21 protein-coding genes and 1 tRNA gene are annotated in these 17,845 nt (G+C 60.0%); 12 read left to right on the top strand and 10 right to left on the bottom strand.

The annotated features are described in order from the left end of the window. The first annotated feature begins 39 nt into the window (after positions 1-39). Complete coding sequence (locus ABJO75_RS10885) at positions 40-930, top strand: fatty acid desaturase (protein WP_348130175.1); 891 nt, start codon at positions 40-42, stop codon at positions 928-930. On the opposite strand, the gene ABJO75_RS10880 is transcribed toward ABJO75_RS10885, so the two are convergent. Next, a complete protein-coding gene (locus ABJO75_RS10880) occupies positions 896-2,020 on the bottom strand; it encodes an anhydro-N-acetylmuramic acid kinase (RefSeq protein WP_348130172.1) in 1,125 nt (374 codons plus the stop codon). The genes ABJO75_RS10885 and ABJO75_RS10880 overlap by 35 nt on opposite strands. 63 nt (positions 2,021-2,083) lie before the next feature. Between ABJO75_RS10880 and tyrS the strand changes: the two genes are divergently transcribed. Continuing rightward, positions 2,084-3,337 (top strand): tyrosine--tRNA ligase, encoded by a 1,254-nt coding sequence (tyrS, locus tag ABJO75_RS10875; RefSeq protein ID WP_348130169.1) that lies wholly within the window; start codon positions 2,084-2,086, stop codon positions 3,335-3,337. A 3-nt stretch (positions 3,338-3,340) separates the two neighbouring features. Here tyrS and ABJO75_RS10870 read toward each other — a convergent pair whose 3' ends face one another. Continuing rightward, positions 3,341-3,478, bottom strand: coding sequence for a hypothetical protein (locus ABJO75_RS10870; protein ID WP_348130166.1), 138 nt, complete (start codon positions 3,476-3,478; stop codon positions 3,341-3,343). A 46-nt stretch (positions 3,479-3,524) separates the two neighbouring features. On the opposite strand from ABJO75_RS10870, the gene ABJO75_RS10865 reads away from it, so the two are divergent. Together ABJO75_RS10865 and ABJO75_RS10860 are read left to right on the top strand one after the other, a co-directional pair. Beyond that, entirely contained in the window at positions 3,525-4,454 is a 930-nt protein-coding gene (locus ABJO75_RS10865; RefSeq protein ID WP_348130163.1) for a GNAT family N-acetyltransferase, read from the top strand. A 64-nt stretch (positions 4,455-4,518) separates the two neighbouring features. Continuing rightward, entirely contained in the window at positions 4,519-5,274 is a 756-nt protein-coding gene (locus ABJO75_RS10860; protein ID WP_348130160.1) for a 3-hydroxyacyl-CoA dehydrogenase, read from the top strand. On the opposite strand, the gene ABJO75_RS10855 is transcribed toward ABJO75_RS10860, so the two are convergent. From ABJO75_RS10855 to ABJO75_RS10845, 3 genes are all read right to left on the bottom strand, one after another. Then, a complete protein-coding gene (locus tag ABJO75_RS10855) occupies positions 5,271-7,076 on the bottom strand; it encodes an ATP-binding cassette domain-containing protein (RefSeq protein WP_348130157.1) in 1,806 nt (601 codons plus the stop codon). The two genes, ABJO75_RS10860 and ABJO75_RS10855, sit on opposite strands and share 4 nt — an antisense overlap. A gap of 73 nt (positions 7,077-7,149) precedes the next feature. After that, the gene (locus ABJO75_RS10850) at positions 7,150-7,890 is read right to left on the bottom strand and encodes a GNAT family N-acyltransferase (protein WP_348130154.1); all 741 of its coding nucleotides are present in this window, start codon (positions 7,888-7,890) and stop codon (positions 7,150-7,152) included. A gap of 79 nt (positions 7,891-7,969) precedes the next feature. Continuing rightward, the gene (locus tag ABJO75_RS10845; protein WP_348130152.1) at positions 7,970-8,440 is read right to left on the bottom strand and encodes an outer membrane protein assembly factor BamE; all 471 of its coding nucleotides are present in this window, start codon (positions 8,438-8,440) and stop codon (positions 7,970-7,972) included. Positions 8,441-8,524: 84 nt separating this feature from the next. Between ABJO75_RS10845 and ABJO75_RS10840 the strand changes: the two genes are divergently transcribed. The 8 genes from ABJO75_RS10840 (at position 8,525) to ABJO75_RS10805 (ending at position 14,051) form a co-directional block, all read left to right on the top strand. Further along, positions 8,525-9,061 carry a DUF177 domain-containing protein gene (locus tag ABJO75_RS10840; protein ID WP_348130150.1) on the top strand — a complete coding sequence of 179 codons (537 nt, stop codon included), beginning with the start codon at positions 8,525-8,527 and terminating at the stop codon, positions 9,059-9,061. Positions 9,062-9,275: 214 nt separating this feature from the next. Further along, positions 9,276-9,482, top strand: coding sequence for a 50S ribosomal protein L32 (gene rpmF / locus ABJO75_RS10835; protein ID WP_316774968.1), 207 nt, complete (start codon positions 9,276-9,278; stop codon positions 9,480-9,482). A 21-nt stretch (positions 9,483-9,503) separates the two neighbouring features. Continuing rightward, a complete protein-coding gene (plsX, locus tag ABJO75_RS10830; RefSeq protein WP_348130147.1) occupies positions 9,504-10,628 on the top strand; it encodes a phosphate acyltransferase PlsX in 1,125 nt (374 codons plus the stop codon). Beyond that, entirely contained in the window at positions 10,625-11,596 is a 972-nt protein-coding gene (locus ABJO75_RS10825) for a beta-ketoacyl-ACP synthase III (protein WP_348130143.1), read from the top strand. Before plsX ends, ABJO75_RS10825 begins: the two co-directional genes overlap by 4 nt. A gap of 100 nt (positions 11,597-11,696) precedes the next feature. Further along, complete coding sequence (ihfA, locus tag ABJO75_RS10820; protein WP_348130140.1) at positions 11,697-12,002, top strand: integration host factor subunit alpha; 306 nt, start codon at positions 11,697-11,699, stop codon at positions 12,000-12,002. Between the two features lie 15 nt (positions 12,003-12,017). Then, complete coding sequence (locus ABJO75_RS10815; RefSeq protein ID WP_348130137.1) at positions 12,018-12,797, top strand: MerR family transcriptional regulator; 780 nt, start codon at positions 12,018-12,020, stop codon at positions 12,795-12,797. Positions 12,798-12,857: 60 nt separating this feature from the next. Beyond that, positions 12,858-12,934, top strand: a tRNA-Pro gene (locus tag ABJO75_RS10810). Positions 12,935-12,977: 43 nt separating this feature from the next. Then, a complete protein-coding gene (locus tag ABJO75_RS10805) occupies positions 12,978-14,051 on the top strand; it encodes a 2'-deoxycytidine 5'-triphosphate deaminase (protein WP_348130135.1) in 1,074 nt (357 codons plus the stop codon). Between the two features lie 12 nt (positions 14,052-14,063). On the opposite strand, the gene ABJO75_RS10800 is transcribed toward ABJO75_RS10805, so the two are convergent. From ABJO75_RS10800 to ABJO75_RS10780, 5 genes are all read right to left on the bottom strand, one after another. Beyond that, positions 14,064-14,306: a hypothetical protein gene (locus ABJO75_RS10800; protein WP_348130132.1), complete on the bottom strand. Its 243-nt coding sequence runs from the start codon at positions 14,304-14,306 to the stop codon at positions 14,064-14,066. Between the two features lie 65 nt (positions 14,307-14,371). Next, complete coding sequence (scpB, locus tag ABJO75_RS10795; RefSeq protein ID WP_348130477.1) at positions 14,372-14,980, bottom strand: SMC-Scp complex subunit ScpB; 609 nt, start codon at positions 14,978-14,980, stop codon at positions 14,372-14,374. 53 nt (positions 14,981-15,033) lie between these two features. Further along, on the bottom strand, positions 15,034-15,825 hold the full coding sequence (locus ABJO75_RS10790) for a ScpA family protein (RefSeq protein ID WP_348130129.1): 792 nt from the start codon (positions 15,823-15,825) through the stop codon (positions 15,034-15,036). Beyond that, complete coding sequence (gene nagZ / locus ABJO75_RS10785) at positions 15,818-16,822, bottom strand: beta-N-acetylhexosaminidase (RefSeq protein ID WP_348130126.1); 1,005 nt, start codon at positions 16,820-16,822, stop codon at positions 15,818-15,820. Before nagZ ends, ABJO75_RS10790 begins: the two co-directional genes overlap by 8 nt. Then, a complete protein-coding gene (locus ABJO75_RS10780; protein WP_348130123.1) occupies positions 16,819-17,772 on the bottom strand; it encodes an SPOR domain-containing protein in 954 nt (317 codons plus the stop codon). The genes nagZ and ABJO75_RS10780 overlap by 4 nt, the downstream gene beginning before the upstream one ends. Between the last annotated feature and the right edge of the window lie 73 nt (positions 17,773-17,845).

Raw genomic sequence — 17,845 nt, 5'->3', positions numbered from 1 at the left:
GCCCTTGCCAGCGAGCCCATCGCGCGACAGAGTCAGAGCATGGATCATATCGCATTGCTCCGCAGCCTGTCCTCTGATGACAAGGCAGACCTGACCCGGCGGACAAACGCCGCGGGAATTCGGCACCTCGCGATCTATGTCGCACTGTTGGCGCTGTGTTCGGCGGGGATCGTTTTTCGCGTTCCGTTCTGGCCGGTGCTGATGGTGCCGCAGGGGATTCTTTTGGTGTTTCTCTTCACGCTCAGCCACGAATGCACGCACCAAACACCGTTTCGGTCAAAGTGGCTGAACGAGATTGTCGGCCATGCCATCGCCCCCCTGATCGCCCTGCCCTTTGTCTGGTTCCGCTATTTCCACCTCGCGCATCACAAATTCACCAATGACCCGCTACGTGACCCTGAACTGGCCCAGGGTCCGCGCCCTAGGACCCGCCGAATGTGGCTGATCTATCTCAGTGGCTGGGGCTATTGGTACGCCATGGTCCGCACCCTCTGGACCAACGCCTTTGGCCAGATCACCGCCGACTATCTGCCGCCGCGCCGGCATCGTGCCATGCTGCGCGAAGCCCGGATCATCCTTACGCTTTACCTGCTTGCCACGCTCAGCCTAATCCAATCATCGCTGATACTCTGGCTCTGGCTGCTACCGGTGTTGCTCGGTCAGCCAGTCCTGCGGCTGTATCTGCTCGCGGAACACGGCCTGTGCCCACCGGTCGCCGATATGCTGGAAAATTCGCGCACCACGTTTACCAATCGCGTGGTGCGGTTTCTGGCGTGGAACATGCCCTATCACGCCGAACACCACACCTTTCCTTCAGTGCCGTTTCACCAGCTTCCCGCGCTGCATCAGTTTACACGAGAGCATCTGAGATCAACGTCGGATGGCTATGCGGAATTCACGCGAGACTATGTGCAGGTGCTGGATCACTGATCCTACCGCCACCCACGGGGCGGTCCACGCCGGTTGTGCCCGGGCATGAGGTCGGCAGCCCCCGCGCCACGCGAACTGCGAGATAGGCAAAGGCCTGCGCCTCGAGCATGTCACCATCAAGCCCTACGGCCTCGACCGGATCGACAGGGCAGTCCAGCGCATCGCGCAACATCGCCATCATCACCGGGTTGAGCCGCCCGCCACCGGTGACCAGCAACCGGCTCGGCGGTTGTGGGCAAAGGCCAATCCCCCGTACCACGGCGGCGGTGGCCATGGCCGTCAAGGTGGCGACGGCATCTGCATCGGGCAGGCTTTCGACCAGTGCAGCGGAACTGTCAAAATCGTTTCGGTCCAGAGACTTGGGTGGCGTTCTTTCAAAATAGGATGAGGTCAGAAACTGTTTCAGGGCCGCACCATCAACTGTCCCGCGTGCGGCCATTACCCCGTCCTTGTCCATTGCCGCTCCCAATCGCGCCTGCATCAGATCATTGATCGGCGCATTTGCAGGACCGGTGTCAAAGGCCAGCAACGCCCCCGGTTCCTCTGGCCGCTTAAACGACGGGTCCACATATGTCAGGTTGCCAACGCCGCCCAGATTGAGGAAACAGATCGGTGCCAGCGCTCCGATCTTGAGAGCGCATGCGAAATGAAAGAACGGAGCCAGTGGCGCGCCTTCGCCGCCCTGTGCCACGTCTTCACTGCGGAAATCCCAGACTACCGGCACACCCAGAGTTTCGGTAAGGCTGGCCCCGTCACCGACTTGCAGCGTGCCACGTCCGTGCGGCTCATGCGCCACCGTCTGACCGTGAAAACCGACAAGGTCGATCCCCTCAAACTCTGCAATCACGTCTCGATGCGCAGCTTCAACCACAGCGGCGACGGCCTCGACAGGTGCTCCGTTCCACTGGCCAAGAGCCGCGCTCAACACGGTCTGCTCATCGGCGGAATAGGCCCGGTATTTGCCCGGCCCAAAGGCCGATAATGTGTGCCCATCCGTCTCGATCACCGCCGCATCGACGCCATCAAGCGAGGTGCCTGACATCAACCCAAGCGCCCGCACCGTGCCTGTTTGGTCCCTGGCCTTATCCATGGCCTTTTCCTTTGCTCATCTGCCGCCTATACACTGCCCCGCAACACCAGACCGAGGCAAGCCATGACCTACCATCCCAAATCGGATTTCATCGCCACGATGATCGAGCGCGGCTTTCTCGCCGACTGCACCGATTATCAGGGCCTTGACGACGCCATGATCGCAGGGGTGGTCCCGACCTATATCGGCTATGACGCGACCGCCAAGTCGCTGCATGTGGGCCATTTGTTGAACATCATGATGCTGCGCTGGCTGCAAAAGACAGGTCACAAACCGATTACTCTGATGGGTGGCGGCACCACCAAGGTTGGCGATCCCAGCTTTCGGTCTGATGAACGCCCCCTGCTCGGCCCTGAACAGATCGACGAGAACATCGCCGGAATGAAACAGGTCTTTGCCAAGTACCTGACCTATGGCGATGGGCCGTCTGATGCGCTGATGCTGAACAATGCGGAATGGCTGGATGATCTGAACTATCTCGATTTCCTGCGTGACATCGGGCGGCATTTCTCCGTCAATCGGATGCTGTCGTTTGAATCGGTGAAATCGCGGCTTGACCGGGAACAGTCGCTGTCCTTCCTCGAATTCAACTACATGATCCTTCAGGCCTATGATTTCCTCGAATTGAATCGCCGCTATGGTTGCCTCTTGCAGATGGGCGGCTCTGATCAATGGGGCAACATCGTCAACGGCATCGACCTGACCCGTCGGGTTCTCGATCACGAGATTTACGGCCTGACGTCACCACTGCTTACCACCAGCGACGGTCGCAAGATGGGCAAGAGTCAGGGCGGAGCAATCTGGCTGAACGCCGACATGCTATCGCCTTATGAATTCTGGCAATTCTGGCGCAACACGACGGATGCGGATGTGGGCCGGTTCCTCAAGCTTTACACCGAGATGCCGGTTGATGAATGCAACCGTCTGGGCGCGCTGCAGGGGCAAGAGATCAACGAGGCCAAGATCGTGCTCGCCAATGCGGTCACGACCCTGTGCCATGGCGCCGATGCGGCCGCCACCGCGCAGGAAACGGCACATGAGGTCTTTGCCAAAGGCGGCGTGGGCGATGATCTTCCAACGCTCGACCTGACGCGTGAAGAGATCGGCGATGGCATATCCATCGTGCAGGTGATCGTGCGTGCGGGGCTTGCGAAGTCCGGCAAAGAAGCCAAGCGCCTGATTGCGGAACAAGGGGCGCGGTTCAACGATGCGCCGCTGACCGACGCGGGGCTGATGCTGGACGCGGCGGCGTTGTCGTCACCGGTAAAGCTGAGCGCCGGCAAGAAACGTCATGCCTTGGTGCAACTGGCAGACTAGGCCCTAGAGAAACAGCCAATCAATCAGGCTGAGGATCAGAAACACCGGCACCGAAAGGACGCAGGCCAGCAATATGGCGGCGGCAAGGGTCGGGCGCGCAGATGTGCAGGTGATGCCTTGTACGGTGTCAGGTTTGGCCATGGCTACATTAACCCGGTCTTAGGTTTAGGCCGGGTTAATGCCGCCCATGTTCGATAGCATGCCCCATGCCAATCACCGCCCCGGTGCTCTGCAACAACATCTGAACTTTGTTGCAGCCCTACGCGCTTGTGGACAGGCTCCTTTGGTCCTGCCAATGCCCTACACGACGGTGATCTTGCGACGCAGGTTGGGCGGGCGATTGCCCGTGACCATGCTGTCGCGTCCGGACCCGAGGTTACTGCCGCCAGAGCCAGACGCGCTGCGCGACTGGTTGCTTGGCGCCGACCTGGGACGCGCCCCAATTCTGCTTTCGCCCGATTCTCCCTGCGCCGACCTGCTCGAAACTCTGGGCGCGGTGCCGCTAGTGACCCCTACCAGCGTGGCCGAAATCGATCTGACGATCTCTGAGGATCAGCGCCGCGCCCGTCTGCATCAGAAATGGCGCAATCGGCTTACCCGCGCCGAAACCCAGAATCGTTTGCGCGTCACAGAATGCACCCGCGCCCCTGCCCCCGGCCACTGGCTGTTCGCAGCGGATCGCGCGTTGCAGCGGCGGCGCGGCTATCGCAGCTGGCCCGAAGCACTCACGCTGGCCTATGGGCGCGAGAACCCGAACCAAACAGTGCTCTTTACCGCATACGATGGGCGCGATCCGGTGGCGGCGATGCTGTTTCTGCGCCATGGGGACGCGGTTACCTATCACATCGGCCACAGCACCCCCGCAGGCAGGTCGCTTTCGGCGTACACCCTGTTGTTGTGGCACGCCGCGTGCTGGTGTGCGGCCCATGGGCACCGGCGTCTGGATTTGGGGCTGATCGACACGCAACATGCCGCTGGCCTCGCCCGGTTCAAACTGGGCGCAGGTGCCGTTACCCGCCCACTTGGCGGAACATGGCTATGGTGGCCACCTCTGGGGAAAACGCTGCGGTGCCTTGCGGCCCTTGATCGTAGATCAATGCGCGTGCAGCCAATCTGACCGCTGGACATGCACTCTGCCGAACGGTTAACTGAACGCATGTTCAAATGAGGGGGAACCACCCATGAAACTGTCCAGCACAGCCGCGATCATCACCGGCGGCGCATCCGGCCTTGGCGAAGCTACGGCCCGCCATTTCGCCGAAAGCGGCGCACAGGTGACAATTCTGGATCGCGATGCAGAGCGCGGCAAGGCCGTTGCTGCCGACATTGGCGGATATTTCGCTGAAACCGACGTGACGGACGAGGATTCGGTTGCCGCGGCGATTGCGCTGGCGATGGATAAGATGGGCAAGATCACTGCCTGCGTCAGCTGCGCTGGCATCGCCTTTGGCATCAAGACGGTCGGCAAGGATGGGCCGCACCCGTTGGATGCGTTCAAACGCACCTTGGACATCAACCTCGCGGGCACATTCAACGTCTCGCGGCTCGCCGCAGTCGAAATCGCCAAGAACGAACCCGAGAGCGATGGCGCGCGCGGCGTCATCATCAACACGGCTTCGATCGCCGCGTTTGATGGCCAAAAGGGTCAGGCCGCCTACTCCGCCTCAAAGGGCGGAGTTGTTGGTTTGACGCTGCCCATGGCCCGTGATCTGGCAAGTACGGGTATTCGGGTGATGACCATCGCACCGGGGATATTCATGACGCCGATGCTGGCGGGTCTACCCGAGGATGTTCAGAAACAACTGGCAACCGATGTGCCCAACCCACCGCGTCTGGGTGATCCATCAGAGTACGGGCAGCTTGCCGGGTTCATCGTAGAAGCCGGATATCTCAATGGCGAGGTGATCCGAATCGACGGTGCGCTGCGGATGCGTTAACCGCCCGCCTTCTCTTCCAGAACCAGCCATTCCTCTTCTGACGCGGCAAGCTTGTTCTGCCGCGCAACAAGCGCCTCGGTGGCCTTTTGAAACTTGACCGGCTCGCGAGCATAAAGCTCCGGGTCGGCCATCAGTTGTTCCAACTTGGCAATCTCGGCCTCGAGCCGTTCGATTTCTTCCGGCAAGGCTTCCAGCCGATGCTTTTCGGTAAAGGACAGGCCGGTCTTGGTTGCCGCAGGCTTTTGCGCCTTGGGTTTGGCGGATTTGGGTTTACTTTCGGCGGTTTCGGGCGTGTCACCGCGCTGTGCGACGTAATCGCTCCACCCTCCCGCATAAAGCGTCGCCTGCCCATTGCCTTCCATCGCAACCGTGGCCGTTGCAACCCGATCCAGAAAATCCCGGTCATGGCTGACCAGCAGTACGGTGCCGTCGTAATCGTCCAGCAACTCCTGCAACAGATCGAGCGTTTCAACGTCCAGATCGTTGGTTGGTTCATCCATCACCAACAGATTGCTTTGCCGCGCCATCAGCCGCGCCAACAAAAGCCGCGCTTTTTCCCCGCCCGACAATGACCGGACCGGCGCGCGGGCCTGCGCTTCGTCAAACAGGAAATCCTTGAGGTAGCCGACCACATGCCGTGGCGCCCCGCGCACCATCACCTGATCGGCCCGGCCCGATACGCGCATGTCGGCATCCCCTGTCAGGCTGTCCCACAGGGTCATATCCGGATCAAGTTGGGCGCGCGCCTGGTCGAACACCGCGACCTCAAGATTGGTGCCGAGTTTGATCTGGCCCGAATCAGGTTCGATTTCTCCCAGCAACATCTTGAGAAGCGTGGTCTTGCCTGCGCCATTCGGACCGACAAACGCGATTCGGTCGCCGCGGTGCACATTGATCGTAAAATTCCGGACAATTTCGGTAGCGCCAAAGGCTTTGGAAATACCCTCGGCATCAATCACCTTCTTGCCCGATTTGCCGCCCGACGACAGCGCGAGATCGGCGGTGCCCTGACGACGAATCTGGCTGGCACGTTCGGCCCGCAGATCCTGCAGCGCCCGCACACGCCCCTGGTTGCGCTTGCGCCGGGCGCTGATACCTTCGACGGCCCAACGAGCCTCGGATTTGATCAACCGGTTCAGCTTGTGCCGCTGCATGTCCTCTTCTTCCCAGACACCGTCGCGCCAAGCCTCGAACGCCTCGAACCCCTTATCCTGTCTGCGCACACGTCCCCTGTCGATCCAGAGGGTTGCACGCGACAAGGCCCGCAAAAAGGCACGGTCATGGCTGATCAGAACATAGGCTGCGCGCGTTGCGGAGAGTTCCCGTTCGAGCCAATGAATGGCCTCGATGTCCAGATGGTTGGTCGGCTCGTCCAGCAGCATCAGATCAGGCGCTTCGCCCATCAGCTTGGCCAGCGCCGCACGTCGTCGTTCGCCACCGGATGCAGTTTCAACGGGGCGGTCGGGATCGAATTTCAACCCCTCGCCCGCGCGTTCGACCCGGTACATCTCGCCCGGCTCAAGCCCGCTGGTGGCATAATCACCCAGCGTGGCAAAACCCGCCATATCGGGGTCCTGTTCCATGTACCCCACCGAGGATCCGGGCGTGACCACAACCGAGCCGCCGTCAGCTTCGACAAGGCCCGCCATCACCTTCATCAATGTGGATTTACCTGATCCATTGCGTCCGACCAGCGCCAGTCGGTCGCCGGGTTGGATCACCAGATCGAGATCCGCAAACACCGGATCCCCGCCAAAGCCGAGGGATATGCCGGAAAGTTGAAGCAGGGGAATACGCGCCATGGCTGCCAGCTAAACCGCCTTGCCCGAGGCGTCAACGTGCCGAACGCATCTTTCAATGATCAGCGCCGCAAGCCTACCGCGCGAGCGCCCGCAGCAAGCGTTTGCGACCCGCTGGAATCGCGTCGATTTCAAGTCCTGTGAACACATGCAACGTGTTCATCTGTTCGTCGATCACAGCGTGATCACTGACCCGCCCCCCCATTGCCAGGTAGCTGCGCAAAAGCGGCGGCATTTGCGCCAAGGCGCGGGTTTCGTCAGGTTTTCGATCGGCGTTTTCGGCTAAACAGATGGTTCGGGGTGCCGTCGTCTCCAGTTTCCACGACTCCGGCGCGAGGTGGCGCGCCGAAAGTTCTGTAAGCGCATCGAAGTATGGTGCCGGATCGGTGCCTGCAAAAGAGGTGCAACCAATGAGCATACGTGCCCTGATGTCATCGACAAGGACGGTCAACGCCGCCCAGGCCGCCCGCAGAATATCTGCATCACGCACACCGGGTTCAACGCAGAACCGGCCCATTTCGAGCAAAGGGCTACTATCGTCGAACAGATGCCCAAAGTCATAATATTGCGCGCAATAACTGTGTTGGCAGTCGGCGCGGTGACGGAGCACGCTCAGACGAAAACAACAGACGATCGCGTCGGTTTGCCTGTCCTGCACCAACATGTGGTGACAGGTGTCATCAAAGATATCGGCATCCGGTTCTGCGAGCGCAAACCCTCGTTGTCGCAGGGCTCTCGCAGCGGCAATGTCGCCTGCGCAGCTTGCCTGACGCACATGATACCGGCCTTGAGCCAGAATTGGGTTCTGTTGAAGCATGGCGAACTCGTATGGCAACCAAACGAATCGTAGGTCTGCAAGGTCACAGCTTCAAGGCAGAAGGCAAAGGCCTGCCAAATTATTCGCCGATCGCAGTGCCCGGATTGAAATTGCCGATATTGCCGAGAAGCTGACGCAGGAAGGTTTGGTCGTTGACGCTGGATTCGGTAACGCGACGGTTCAGCGTGATCACCCGGCCATCTTCGAGCCCATACCGTTCGATGTTCTGCACCACTCCGGTTTGACTGAAGCTGATTGCGACCAGTTGACGTTCGACAACCTTTGGTTCCAACGCGCCATAGTGGCGCAAGCGTGAACTGACATAATAGTAGCCGCTCTCATTCAACACCCCTGAGACCGATGGCACGCCAACGGCCTCGGCAACGGTATCGCGGGTATCGACCCCGACCGTGACCTTGGCGAGATCCTCTTCGGTCGGCACATAGCCGTGATTGCGGTAGATCGCCGAGCAACCGGCAATCGCCAAACCGGCAGTCAGAATGACCGCCGCGCGCAATGCCGGTCTGATACGCGATGCTGTGCCGAACATGGCTGCCCTCTTGCCTTGGCGTGATACGCCTTTTATCCCGATTACAGAAACCGGACGGATGGTTCAAGAAACGAAAGTCCCAAGATGCCAGACACAACCACCCTGCGGGTCGCCGATCTGCCGCAGAACGCACCCACCGCATTTGAGCTGCACCCCGGCCCCGATACCCAGAAAGCACTGGCAAACGAGCTTGGGTTGAGCGGTCTGCGCAAGCTGCGTTTTGTCGGAGAGGTCAATGCGCAGGGGCGCCGTGATTGGGAATTGACCGGAAAACTTGGTGCAACCGTGGTTCAGCCCTGTGTTGTCACGCTGGAACCGGTGACAACGCGTATCGACGTGGATGTTCGGCGGCTCTATGTCGCAGACCTGCCGGATGTCAGCGAAGAAGAAGTCGAAATGCCCGAGGATGACAACGTCGAAAGACTGGGCAAAGTGATCGACCCGGGCGCCGTGATGGCCGAAGCGCTGACTCTGGCGCTCCCCCTTTATCCGCGCAAAGACGGGATCGAGGCGGAAAACGCGACTTTTGCGGAAAAGGGAATCAAACCCATGACCGATGACGATGCGCGCCCATTTGCCGGTCTGGCAGAGTTGCGTGATGCGTTGAAAAAGGATAGCTAGCCGCCAACGACAATTCGATCCGACCCGGCGCGTGGAAAAATTGCTTGCACATGCAGAAAATCGCAGTATTTTCTCGCGCTCACCGGATTTTTGGTTGGACATCGTACGGGCCTCGGCCTAAACGCACGTCACGCCGGTCAGAACGATACGCGAAACAAGAAATGCAACTCGGCCCCGGATCGTCCGCCGGCCCCTATCAGACAAAGGTTGAGACATGGCTGTCCAACAGAACAAAGTATCCAAATCGCGCCGCAACAATCGTCGTGCGCACGATGCGCTGGTTGCTGCAAACCCGAACGAATGCCCGAACTGTGGCGAGCTGAAGCGCCCGCACCACGTCTGTGCGTCCTGCGGTCACTATGACGACAAGGAAATTGTCGTACTGACCGAAGAGATCGATCTGGACGAAGACGCCGCGTAAGTCGGCCAGGCAAGCCCCTGAATGACGGCCCTGCCCGATCAGAACCCGGCACAAGCCGACCGCATCGTAATTTCGGTTGACGCCATGGGCGGAGACAACGGCCCTTCGGCCGTTGTGGCGGGCATTGCGAAATCTGCAGACAAGAACCCGGAAATCGGGTTCATTCTGCATGGCCCGGAAGCAGAGCTGCGGCCCCTGGTGGCCAAGCGCACGATCCTGAACGACCGGGTTGAATATCGCAACACGACCGATGTCGTGACGATGGAGGACAAGCCCCGTGACGTGATGCGCAATGGCAAGGGCACGTCCATGTGGTCGGCGCTTGAGTCCATGTGCAACGGCGAAGCGGCAGGCGTCGTATCCTGCGGCAACACCGGCGCCCTGATGGCGCTGAGTGTCATTCGGCTCCGCAAGCTCCCGGGCGTAAACCGCCCGGCCATTGCGATTCTCTTCCCGTCCCGCAACCCGCATGGGTTCACCCTGATGCTTGACGCCGGTGCGGATATCCGCGCGGACGAACGTGATCTGCTGCAGTTTGCGCTGATGGGGGCGTCGTACGCGCGCAATGGTCTGGAATTGGACCACCCGCGCGTGGGCCTGCTCAATGTCGGCACCGAAGAACACAAAGGCCGCACTGAACTGAAAGAAGCGCATGGTCTGATCTCAGGATTCGCCGATCAGGCCAATTTCGAATTTGTCGGTTTTGTCGAGGGCAGCGACATCCCCGGCGATGCCGCCGATGTCATCGTCACGGACGGATTTACCGGCAATATCGCGATCAAGACCGGCGAAGGCACCGCCCGTCTGATTGCCTCGCTGCTGCGCGACGCGTTCAAGTATTCGATGCTGTCAAGATTGGCATCTGTTCTTGCGATCACCTCGTTGGGCCGCCTGAAAAAGCGAATCGATCCCCGCCGCGTCAATGGCGGCGTTTTTCTCGGGCTGAACGGCACCGTGATCAAATCACACGGCAGCGCAGATGCGACCGGCATATCAGCCGCGGTCAAACTGGCCTTCCAACTCGCCAAGACCGGTTTCTCGGAAAAACTGGCCGCTCGGGTTGCATCCACGGTAGAGCTTGCCCAAGATGCTCTGGAACCGACCGATGACACGGCGGAAGAACAAGAAGAAAAAGGTCAGGCATGACACTGCGCGCAGCCGCCATCGGGATCGGACACTACCTGCCGGACCGTGTGGTCCCAAACTCAGAATTCGAAGCGACACTGGACACCACCGACGAATGGATTCGTTCGCGATCCGGAATCCAGCGCCGCCATTTTGCGGCCGAAGGCGAAACCACATCAAACATGGCGACCAAGGCTGCCACTGCCGCGATTCAGGATGCCGGCATCACTGTCGCCGATGTGGACGCAATCATCGTCGCAACGTCGACTGCTGACCTGACCTTTCCATCCGCCGCAACCATGGTTCAGTCAGAACTGGGCATGACGCATGGGTTTGCCTTTGACGTTCAGGCAGTCTGTGCTGGCTTTGTCTATGCGCTGAGCACAGCCAATGCGATGATCGTATCCGGTCAGGCCCGACGCGTTTTGGTCATAGGTGCCGAAACCTTCAGCCGGATCATGGACTGGACCGACAGGACAACCTGTGTCCTGTTCGGAGACGGCGCGGGAGCGCTTGTTCTTGAAGCACAAGAAGGTGAAGGCACCGCCGCCGACAGCGGAATTCTGGCGACTGATCTGCATTCGGACGGTCAATTCAAGGATCTGCTCTATGTCGACGGGGGCGTTTCCACCCAGAGCACCGGGCACTTGCGGATGCAGGGCAATCAGGTTTTCCGCCACGCGGTCGAAAAACTGGCCTCCACAGCGGAAACTGCATTGGAAAAGGCCGGGCTGACGTCTGATGACGTCGATTGGATCGTCCCCCATCAAGCCAATATCAGAATCATTCAGGGCACCGCGCGCAGGATGGGCCTCGATATGGACCGGGTGGTCGTGACGGTTCAGGACCATGGCAACACCTCCGCCGCTTCAATTCCGCTTGCACTGTCAGTCGGCAAACAGCGCGGCCAGATCAAACCCGGCGATTTGATCGTGACCGAGGCCATCGGCGGCGGATTGGCCTGGGGCGCCGTGGTTTTGCGCTGGTAAGGACCCGCGCAATCACGCTTATCTCTCTGCTTGCAAATCATTGATATTGACAGCGAATTTGCCACCGCCCTATGCTGCGTTTCAACAGTAGGGGGTGACTATGGGCGAAAAGACATTGACTCGGATGGACCTGAGCGAAGCCGTTTTCCGAGAAGTCGGTCTTTCGAGAAACGAAAGTGCGCAGCTTGTCGAGAGTATGCTCGAGCATATGTCGGATGCTCTGGTACGCGGAGAGCAGGTCAAGATCTCTTCTTTTGGCACCTTCAGCGTACGTGACAAATCTGCCCGTATCGGACGGAATCCCAAGACCGGGGAAGAAGTTCCAATTCAACCCCGCCGTGTTCTGACGTTTCGCCCGTCGCATCTGATGAAAGATCGCGTAGCAGCGGGCAACAAGAATACCTGATCCGGAGTCCACCGTATGACCAAGTCGCCTGACGCATTTCGCACAATCAGCGAAGTGGCGGATTGGCTGGGCATTCAAGCCCATGTCCTGCGCTTTTGGGAAAGCAAATTCAGCCAGGTGAAACCGGTAAAGCGTGCCGGGGGACGGCGGTATTACCGGCCGACGGATATGCAATTGCTGGGAGGCATCAAACAGTTGCTTTACGAGGATGGTCTGACGATCAAGGGCGTTCAGAAAATCCTGAGGGAGCAAGGCGTTAATCACGTTTCCGCTATGTCTGCGCCGCTGGCAGAAGGCCCCGAAGAAACGCCTGTGGACGACAGTCCTGAGCCGCCCATTCTTGAGGACAAGGCGCCCGAACCGCCGTCTGAAATCGCCGAACCGCCGACTGCCAAGACCGAGGTTGCCGAAGAGGTTTCCCCACCAGAGGCACCCGAGCTTGAAGTCGTATCAGATGACGGCGGCGAGGAAGAACAACTCCCCCTCCCCTCGTTCACGCATCACGCAGCCCAAGCGCCCGAGGTTGAGGCCCCCGCCCCCCTAGAATCGCCTGCGCAACCCGCAGATGTGGCGGCATCCTCAGAGCTTGATGATGCGCCAGCAGAACCGGCAAAGCCTGTGGCCCTTGTCGTCGATGCGCCCGACCCACCGCAGGAAGATGAAATCCCTTACAATCCGGGTGTTATGGCCGAGTTGGTGACATTTAACAAGCTCGGCGCAGAGAAAGCGGCCGCCGCGAAACCCCTGATCCGGGCCTTGGATGAGTGGCTCGATAAAGTGTCTGGCGCGGCATAGGTTAATTCCGGTGATTCCCTCTTGCCCCCGGTCTGAAAACCGGTATGAACGGCCCATCGTCGGGCTATGGCGCAGCCTGGTAGCGCGTCCGTCTGGGGGACGGAAGGTCGCAGGTTCGAGTCCTGCTAGCCCGACCAAAACACACCGACGATTACACCCCCGATCGCCAAGGGGAACAAGATGACAGGCGTCAGTCCGAATCAGCAGATCACCGCGATGCTGGAAAGCGGCGCAATCACCGCTACAACGCCCATCGCGCCCGGTCAGGTTCAACCTGCCAGCCTCGACCTGCGTCTTGGCAATGTTGCCTATCGTGTGCGCGCGTCGTTTCTGGCGGGGCCTGAACGCACGGTCCGCGAACGGATGGCGGATTTCGCCATGCATGAGATCGACCTGAGCGGTGGCGCGGTTCTGGAAAAGGGCTGCGTCTATGTCGTGCCCTTGATGGAGAGCCTCGCCCTGCCCGCCAACATGTCGGGCGCTGCCAGTGCAAAATCATCCATCGGACGACTCGATCTTCTGACCCGCATCATCACTGATCGCGGAGTGGAATTTGACCGGGTTGCGCCGGGGTATTGCGGCCAACTCTATGTCGAAATCTGCCCTCAGAGTTTTTCGGTCATCGCCCGTGCAGGCCAGATGCTGAACCAAATCATCTTTCGCACTGGCAAGACCATTATCGAAGATGACGAACTGCGCGACATCCATGCGGCCTCGCCCATCGTGTCCGGTGATGCGGTGATATCCGACGGGTTGGGCTTTTCCGTTGATTTGCGACCAGAGACAGGAACACTGGTAGGCTATCGCGCGAAACCACACACGGGCGTGATCGATCTGGCCCGGTTGAACCATTACGCCGCCGACGATTTCTGGGAGCCAGTGCGCACTGATACCGGCTGGATCATTCTTGATCCCGGCGCGTTTTATATTCTGGTCAGCCGCGAGGCGATCGCGATCCCGCCACATTGCGCCGCTGAAATGGCACCCTACCTCGCCATGGTCGGTGAATTCCGGGTGCATTACGCGGGCTTTTTTGACCCCGGCTTTGGCTATGCCGCAGCAGGCGGTGCCGGATCACGCGGGGTGCTCGAAGTCCGCTGCCACGAAGCGCCATTTGTGCTGGAACACGGTCAGATCGTTGGTAAATTGGTTTACGAACGGATGGCAGAGGTCCCGACACAGCTTTACGGCGCGGGTATCTCTTCAAATTATCAGGGTCAGGGGCTCAAGCTGTCCAAGCATTTCAAATCCTGACAGCAACGGCTTTTACAGCTTGGTGATACGTGACGCGCGGCTTGCCATCTTGACGGCGCGCTTGGCTTGACGCTGCTGTTCAGTCAACTGAGGTTGGTTGCCTGCGTTCTGCCGGGGCTGCTCTGCGCCGCCCTTGGCCGCATTACGCCGACGGGAAAAATCCGAGGCCGCGCCAATACCGGCGTTGACCCCCTTGTGAATGGCCTTGCGCATCAGAATGCGCACCACCATGTTGATGACTTGGTTCAGGTTCATACCGTTCCTTACCTTGTTAGCCCCTATATATGCCGGATCGGGTCATTTGCATGGCCTAAATGGTGCTAATCTTCAAACAATTCTGGTTGACCCGCGCCGATCTCTTCGTCGTCATCATCCCCGTCGCCCACTGTTGGCAGCGCGCTTGGCGGCAATCGGTTTTCCAGCAGGCCAGCAGAGCGCAGTTCCTTGAGGCCCGGCAGATCGCGCGCGCTTTCCAAGCCAAAGTGATCAAGGAACTCTGGTGTAACGACAAATGTCACCGGCCGCCCCGGTGTCATCTTGCGCCGTCCGAACCGGATCCATTCCATTTCCAGCAACTGATCCACCGTGCCGCGTGACACCGACACACCTCGGATCTCCTCGATCTCGGCCCGCGTCACGGGTTGATGATAGGCGATGATCGCCAGCGTTTCGATGGCGGCCCGGCTCAGTTTTCGGGTTTCCACGGTTTCCTTCTGCATGAGGAAACCAAGATCAGGCGCGGTTCGGATTGCCCAGGCATTGCCGACCTTGAGAACCTGCACCCCGCGCCCGTCATAGCGCTTGCGCAGACGCACCAGCGCCTCGGCCGCATCGCACCCGTGCGGCATTCGCGCCTCAAGGTCACGCACGCTGACCGGTTCGGCGCTGGCAAACAGAACCGCTTCGACCATGCGTTCCTGTTCGCCCATGGGCGGCGCCTGAAACAAGCTCTCGGATTGAGTCTCTGCTGCACTCTCTTCGGTCACGAGCCTTTGTCTTTCCTGCGCAACTGTATCGGGGCAAAGCTATCGGTTTGCCGAATTTCCAGATGCCCCTCCTTTACCAGTTCAAGCGATGCGGCAAAAGTCGACGCCGTGGCCGAGCGGCGCCGCACCGGGTCACTATGCCATCCTTCGGGCATATAGCTCGTGAGATCCGTCCATGTTCCGGCAAACCCGATCAGCGGTCGCATCCGGTCCAGCGCCTGCTCCATGGTAAAGATCGATTCCCGGTCCATGACAAAGGGCCGGAATTCGTCGCGGGTGCGGATCCGGGCATAGCCCTGCATGAGATCCAGCAAGGTTGCGGTATAGGTCACCGTCTTGATCCGGGTAACATCCTCGGCCTGCCCGCGGGCAAAGAAATCCCGGCCCAGCCGATCCCGCCCCATCAGGCGTGCCGCCGCATCGCGCATTGCTTGCAGTCGTTCAAGCTGAAAGGCCAGATGCGCGGCAAGCTCTTCGCCCGATGGCCCCTCTTCGGTCGGATCGGGCGGCAACAGCAGCCGGGATTTCAGGAACGCCAACCACGCCGCCATCACCAAATAGTCAGCGGCCAGTTCAAGGCGCAACGCCTTGGCCTTTTCAACAAACCCGAGATACTGCCGCGCCAGCTGCAAAACCGAGATTTTGCGCAGATCTACCTTTTGTGTCCGCGACAGGGTCAGCAGCACATCCAGCGGACCCTCAAAGCCATCGACATCAACAATCAGCGCCTCGGCGGCCACGCGTTCGGCCACCGACATGCTGTCTTCCTGAAAGGGTGTCTCAGCCATAGACCTTTCCGCTCATCAAGCGATGAAGGTCGGCTTCGCAGGCCGGAATGTCAAGTTCTGCAGGGTCACGACGGGCGTCCAGCGCTGCCATAGCGCGCGCCTGGGCGGCATCGGTCATTTGGCCTGCCGCCTCCGCCACCTCTGCCCGTTCCGCGAGCGTTCCGTTGCAGTGCAGAATGACGTCGCACCCCGCCTCGATGGCGGCACGTGAGAGACCTGTTAACGATCCCGACATTGCCTTCATCGAGATGTCATCCGTCATGATCAGCCCGTCAAACCCGATCTGTTCGCGGATCAACGTGATCATCCGGGGGGAAATCGTCGCCGGTTGCGGATCAATCGCATCATAGACCAGATGCGCCGTCATCCCCATCGGCAGGTCGTTGAGATCGCGAAACGGCGCAAAATCGGTGTCATCCAGCGCTTCGGCATTCACTGAGACATGAGGCAGGTCAAAATGACTATCTTGTGTCGCGCGCCCGTGACCCGGAATATGTTTGACCACCGGCAATACACCACCTGCCAACATCCCGTCGGCAGCGGCACGCCCCAATTGCGCAACCCGGTCCGGTTCTTCGCCATAACAACGGTTCAACAGGAACGGATGGGTTTGCGGCCCCGCCACATCGACCATCGGGGCGCAATTGCTGTCAATTCCGAGTTCGCGCAATTCATGCGCGATCAGCCGATAGCGCAGATACATGGCCCGTTCCGCACCGTCACCGGCATTGGCAACATGTTCAAGCGGCGGCAGCCATTCGCGGGCCAAAGGTGGGCGCAGACGCTGAACGCGGCCCCCTTCCTGATCGATGGTGATCGGTGCCTCGCGGCCAACCGCCTCGCGAAACTCTGCGCACAGCGCGCGGATCTGATCGGATGTTTCCAGATTGCGGGCGAACAGAATGAACCCGAATGGGTCCGCATCGCGAAAGAATGCCTTTTCGTCTGCGCTCAGGCGCAAGCCTTCGGCGTCGAGGATTGTCGCGCCAAAACTCATCTGGTGACGACCGGGATGCAGTCTGCTTTTTCCGCAACCAACACGGAACAAAAGCGCCGCGCGTCGGCGAGATCGTCAAACCCCATAGCCCGAAGGCGATAGAACGTGCGCCCGCCGCTGCTTGCCTTTTGCACGACGCGCGATTTGCCGTCCATGTAGTCGCTAAACTTGCCAGCGAGCCGATCCCATTCCTGCCGTGCAAGATCCGGGCTTTCAAACGCACCAAGCTGCGCAAGCCGCGTCCCGACAGGCAGGCTGTCAGGGTCAACATCCAAACCCGGCTTGAGCGCAACCGGTGTCACAACGGCACCCGCGCCCGTCGCAGTTGTCGGGCGGGATTTCGGGCGCAGCGACCGCGCCGGGCCGGGGCCGGTTACATTCGCTGTGTCGGTCGCGATGGCCTCTTGGGCCGCCGTGACATCTGCCGGCTGGTCAATCCGTGCCGCAGCTTTGACGATTGTGGTATCCGCTTGTTCGTCCGAACCGGACAGGACACCGGCGAGCAACCGATCAACCATCGAACTGACGCTCCCGGAGTCGGCCTCTCTTTCGGTCGGTGGCGCATTCGCGGCCATGACCTCTTCACCCGGCTTAGCGGGTTGGTCTTCGTCGGCAAGGTCAACGGGTCGTGGCGCGAGAATGAGTCGATCTGCCGGAGCCTCGGCTGTCCCTTGGGCTGCAACCGCATTCACCGCCAGCCCCTGATGGTCGGCGGGCAGCCCCCCCGGATCATCGGGTTGTATCCGCATCGGCCCTTCGACTGCGCGGACGACCGGAACACCGCTGACGTCGCGCATGACCAGTTGATATCCCCACATGCCGATCCCTGCGATCAGCGCAATTGACGCCGCCGCCCCCAGCAGGTTCAGCGCCGCACCGAACGGCGCCCCACCCTGATCTCTGGATGAATCCTGTTCGCCCACGTCCTGCGTGGAATAGAGTTCTGCCATGTCCGCCTCACTGCCCTTGTGCACCTGAAATGCGGTGCAATGGGTTCTCGTTGCTGCCTCGGACCGGCGTTTC

This window comes from Sedimentitalea sp., assembly GCF_039973035.1.
GTDB lineage: Bacteria > Pseudomonadota > Alphaproteobacteria > Rhodobacterales > Rhodobacteraceae > Sedimentitalea.
This window is presented reverse-complemented; position numbering and strand designations above follow the sequence as displayed.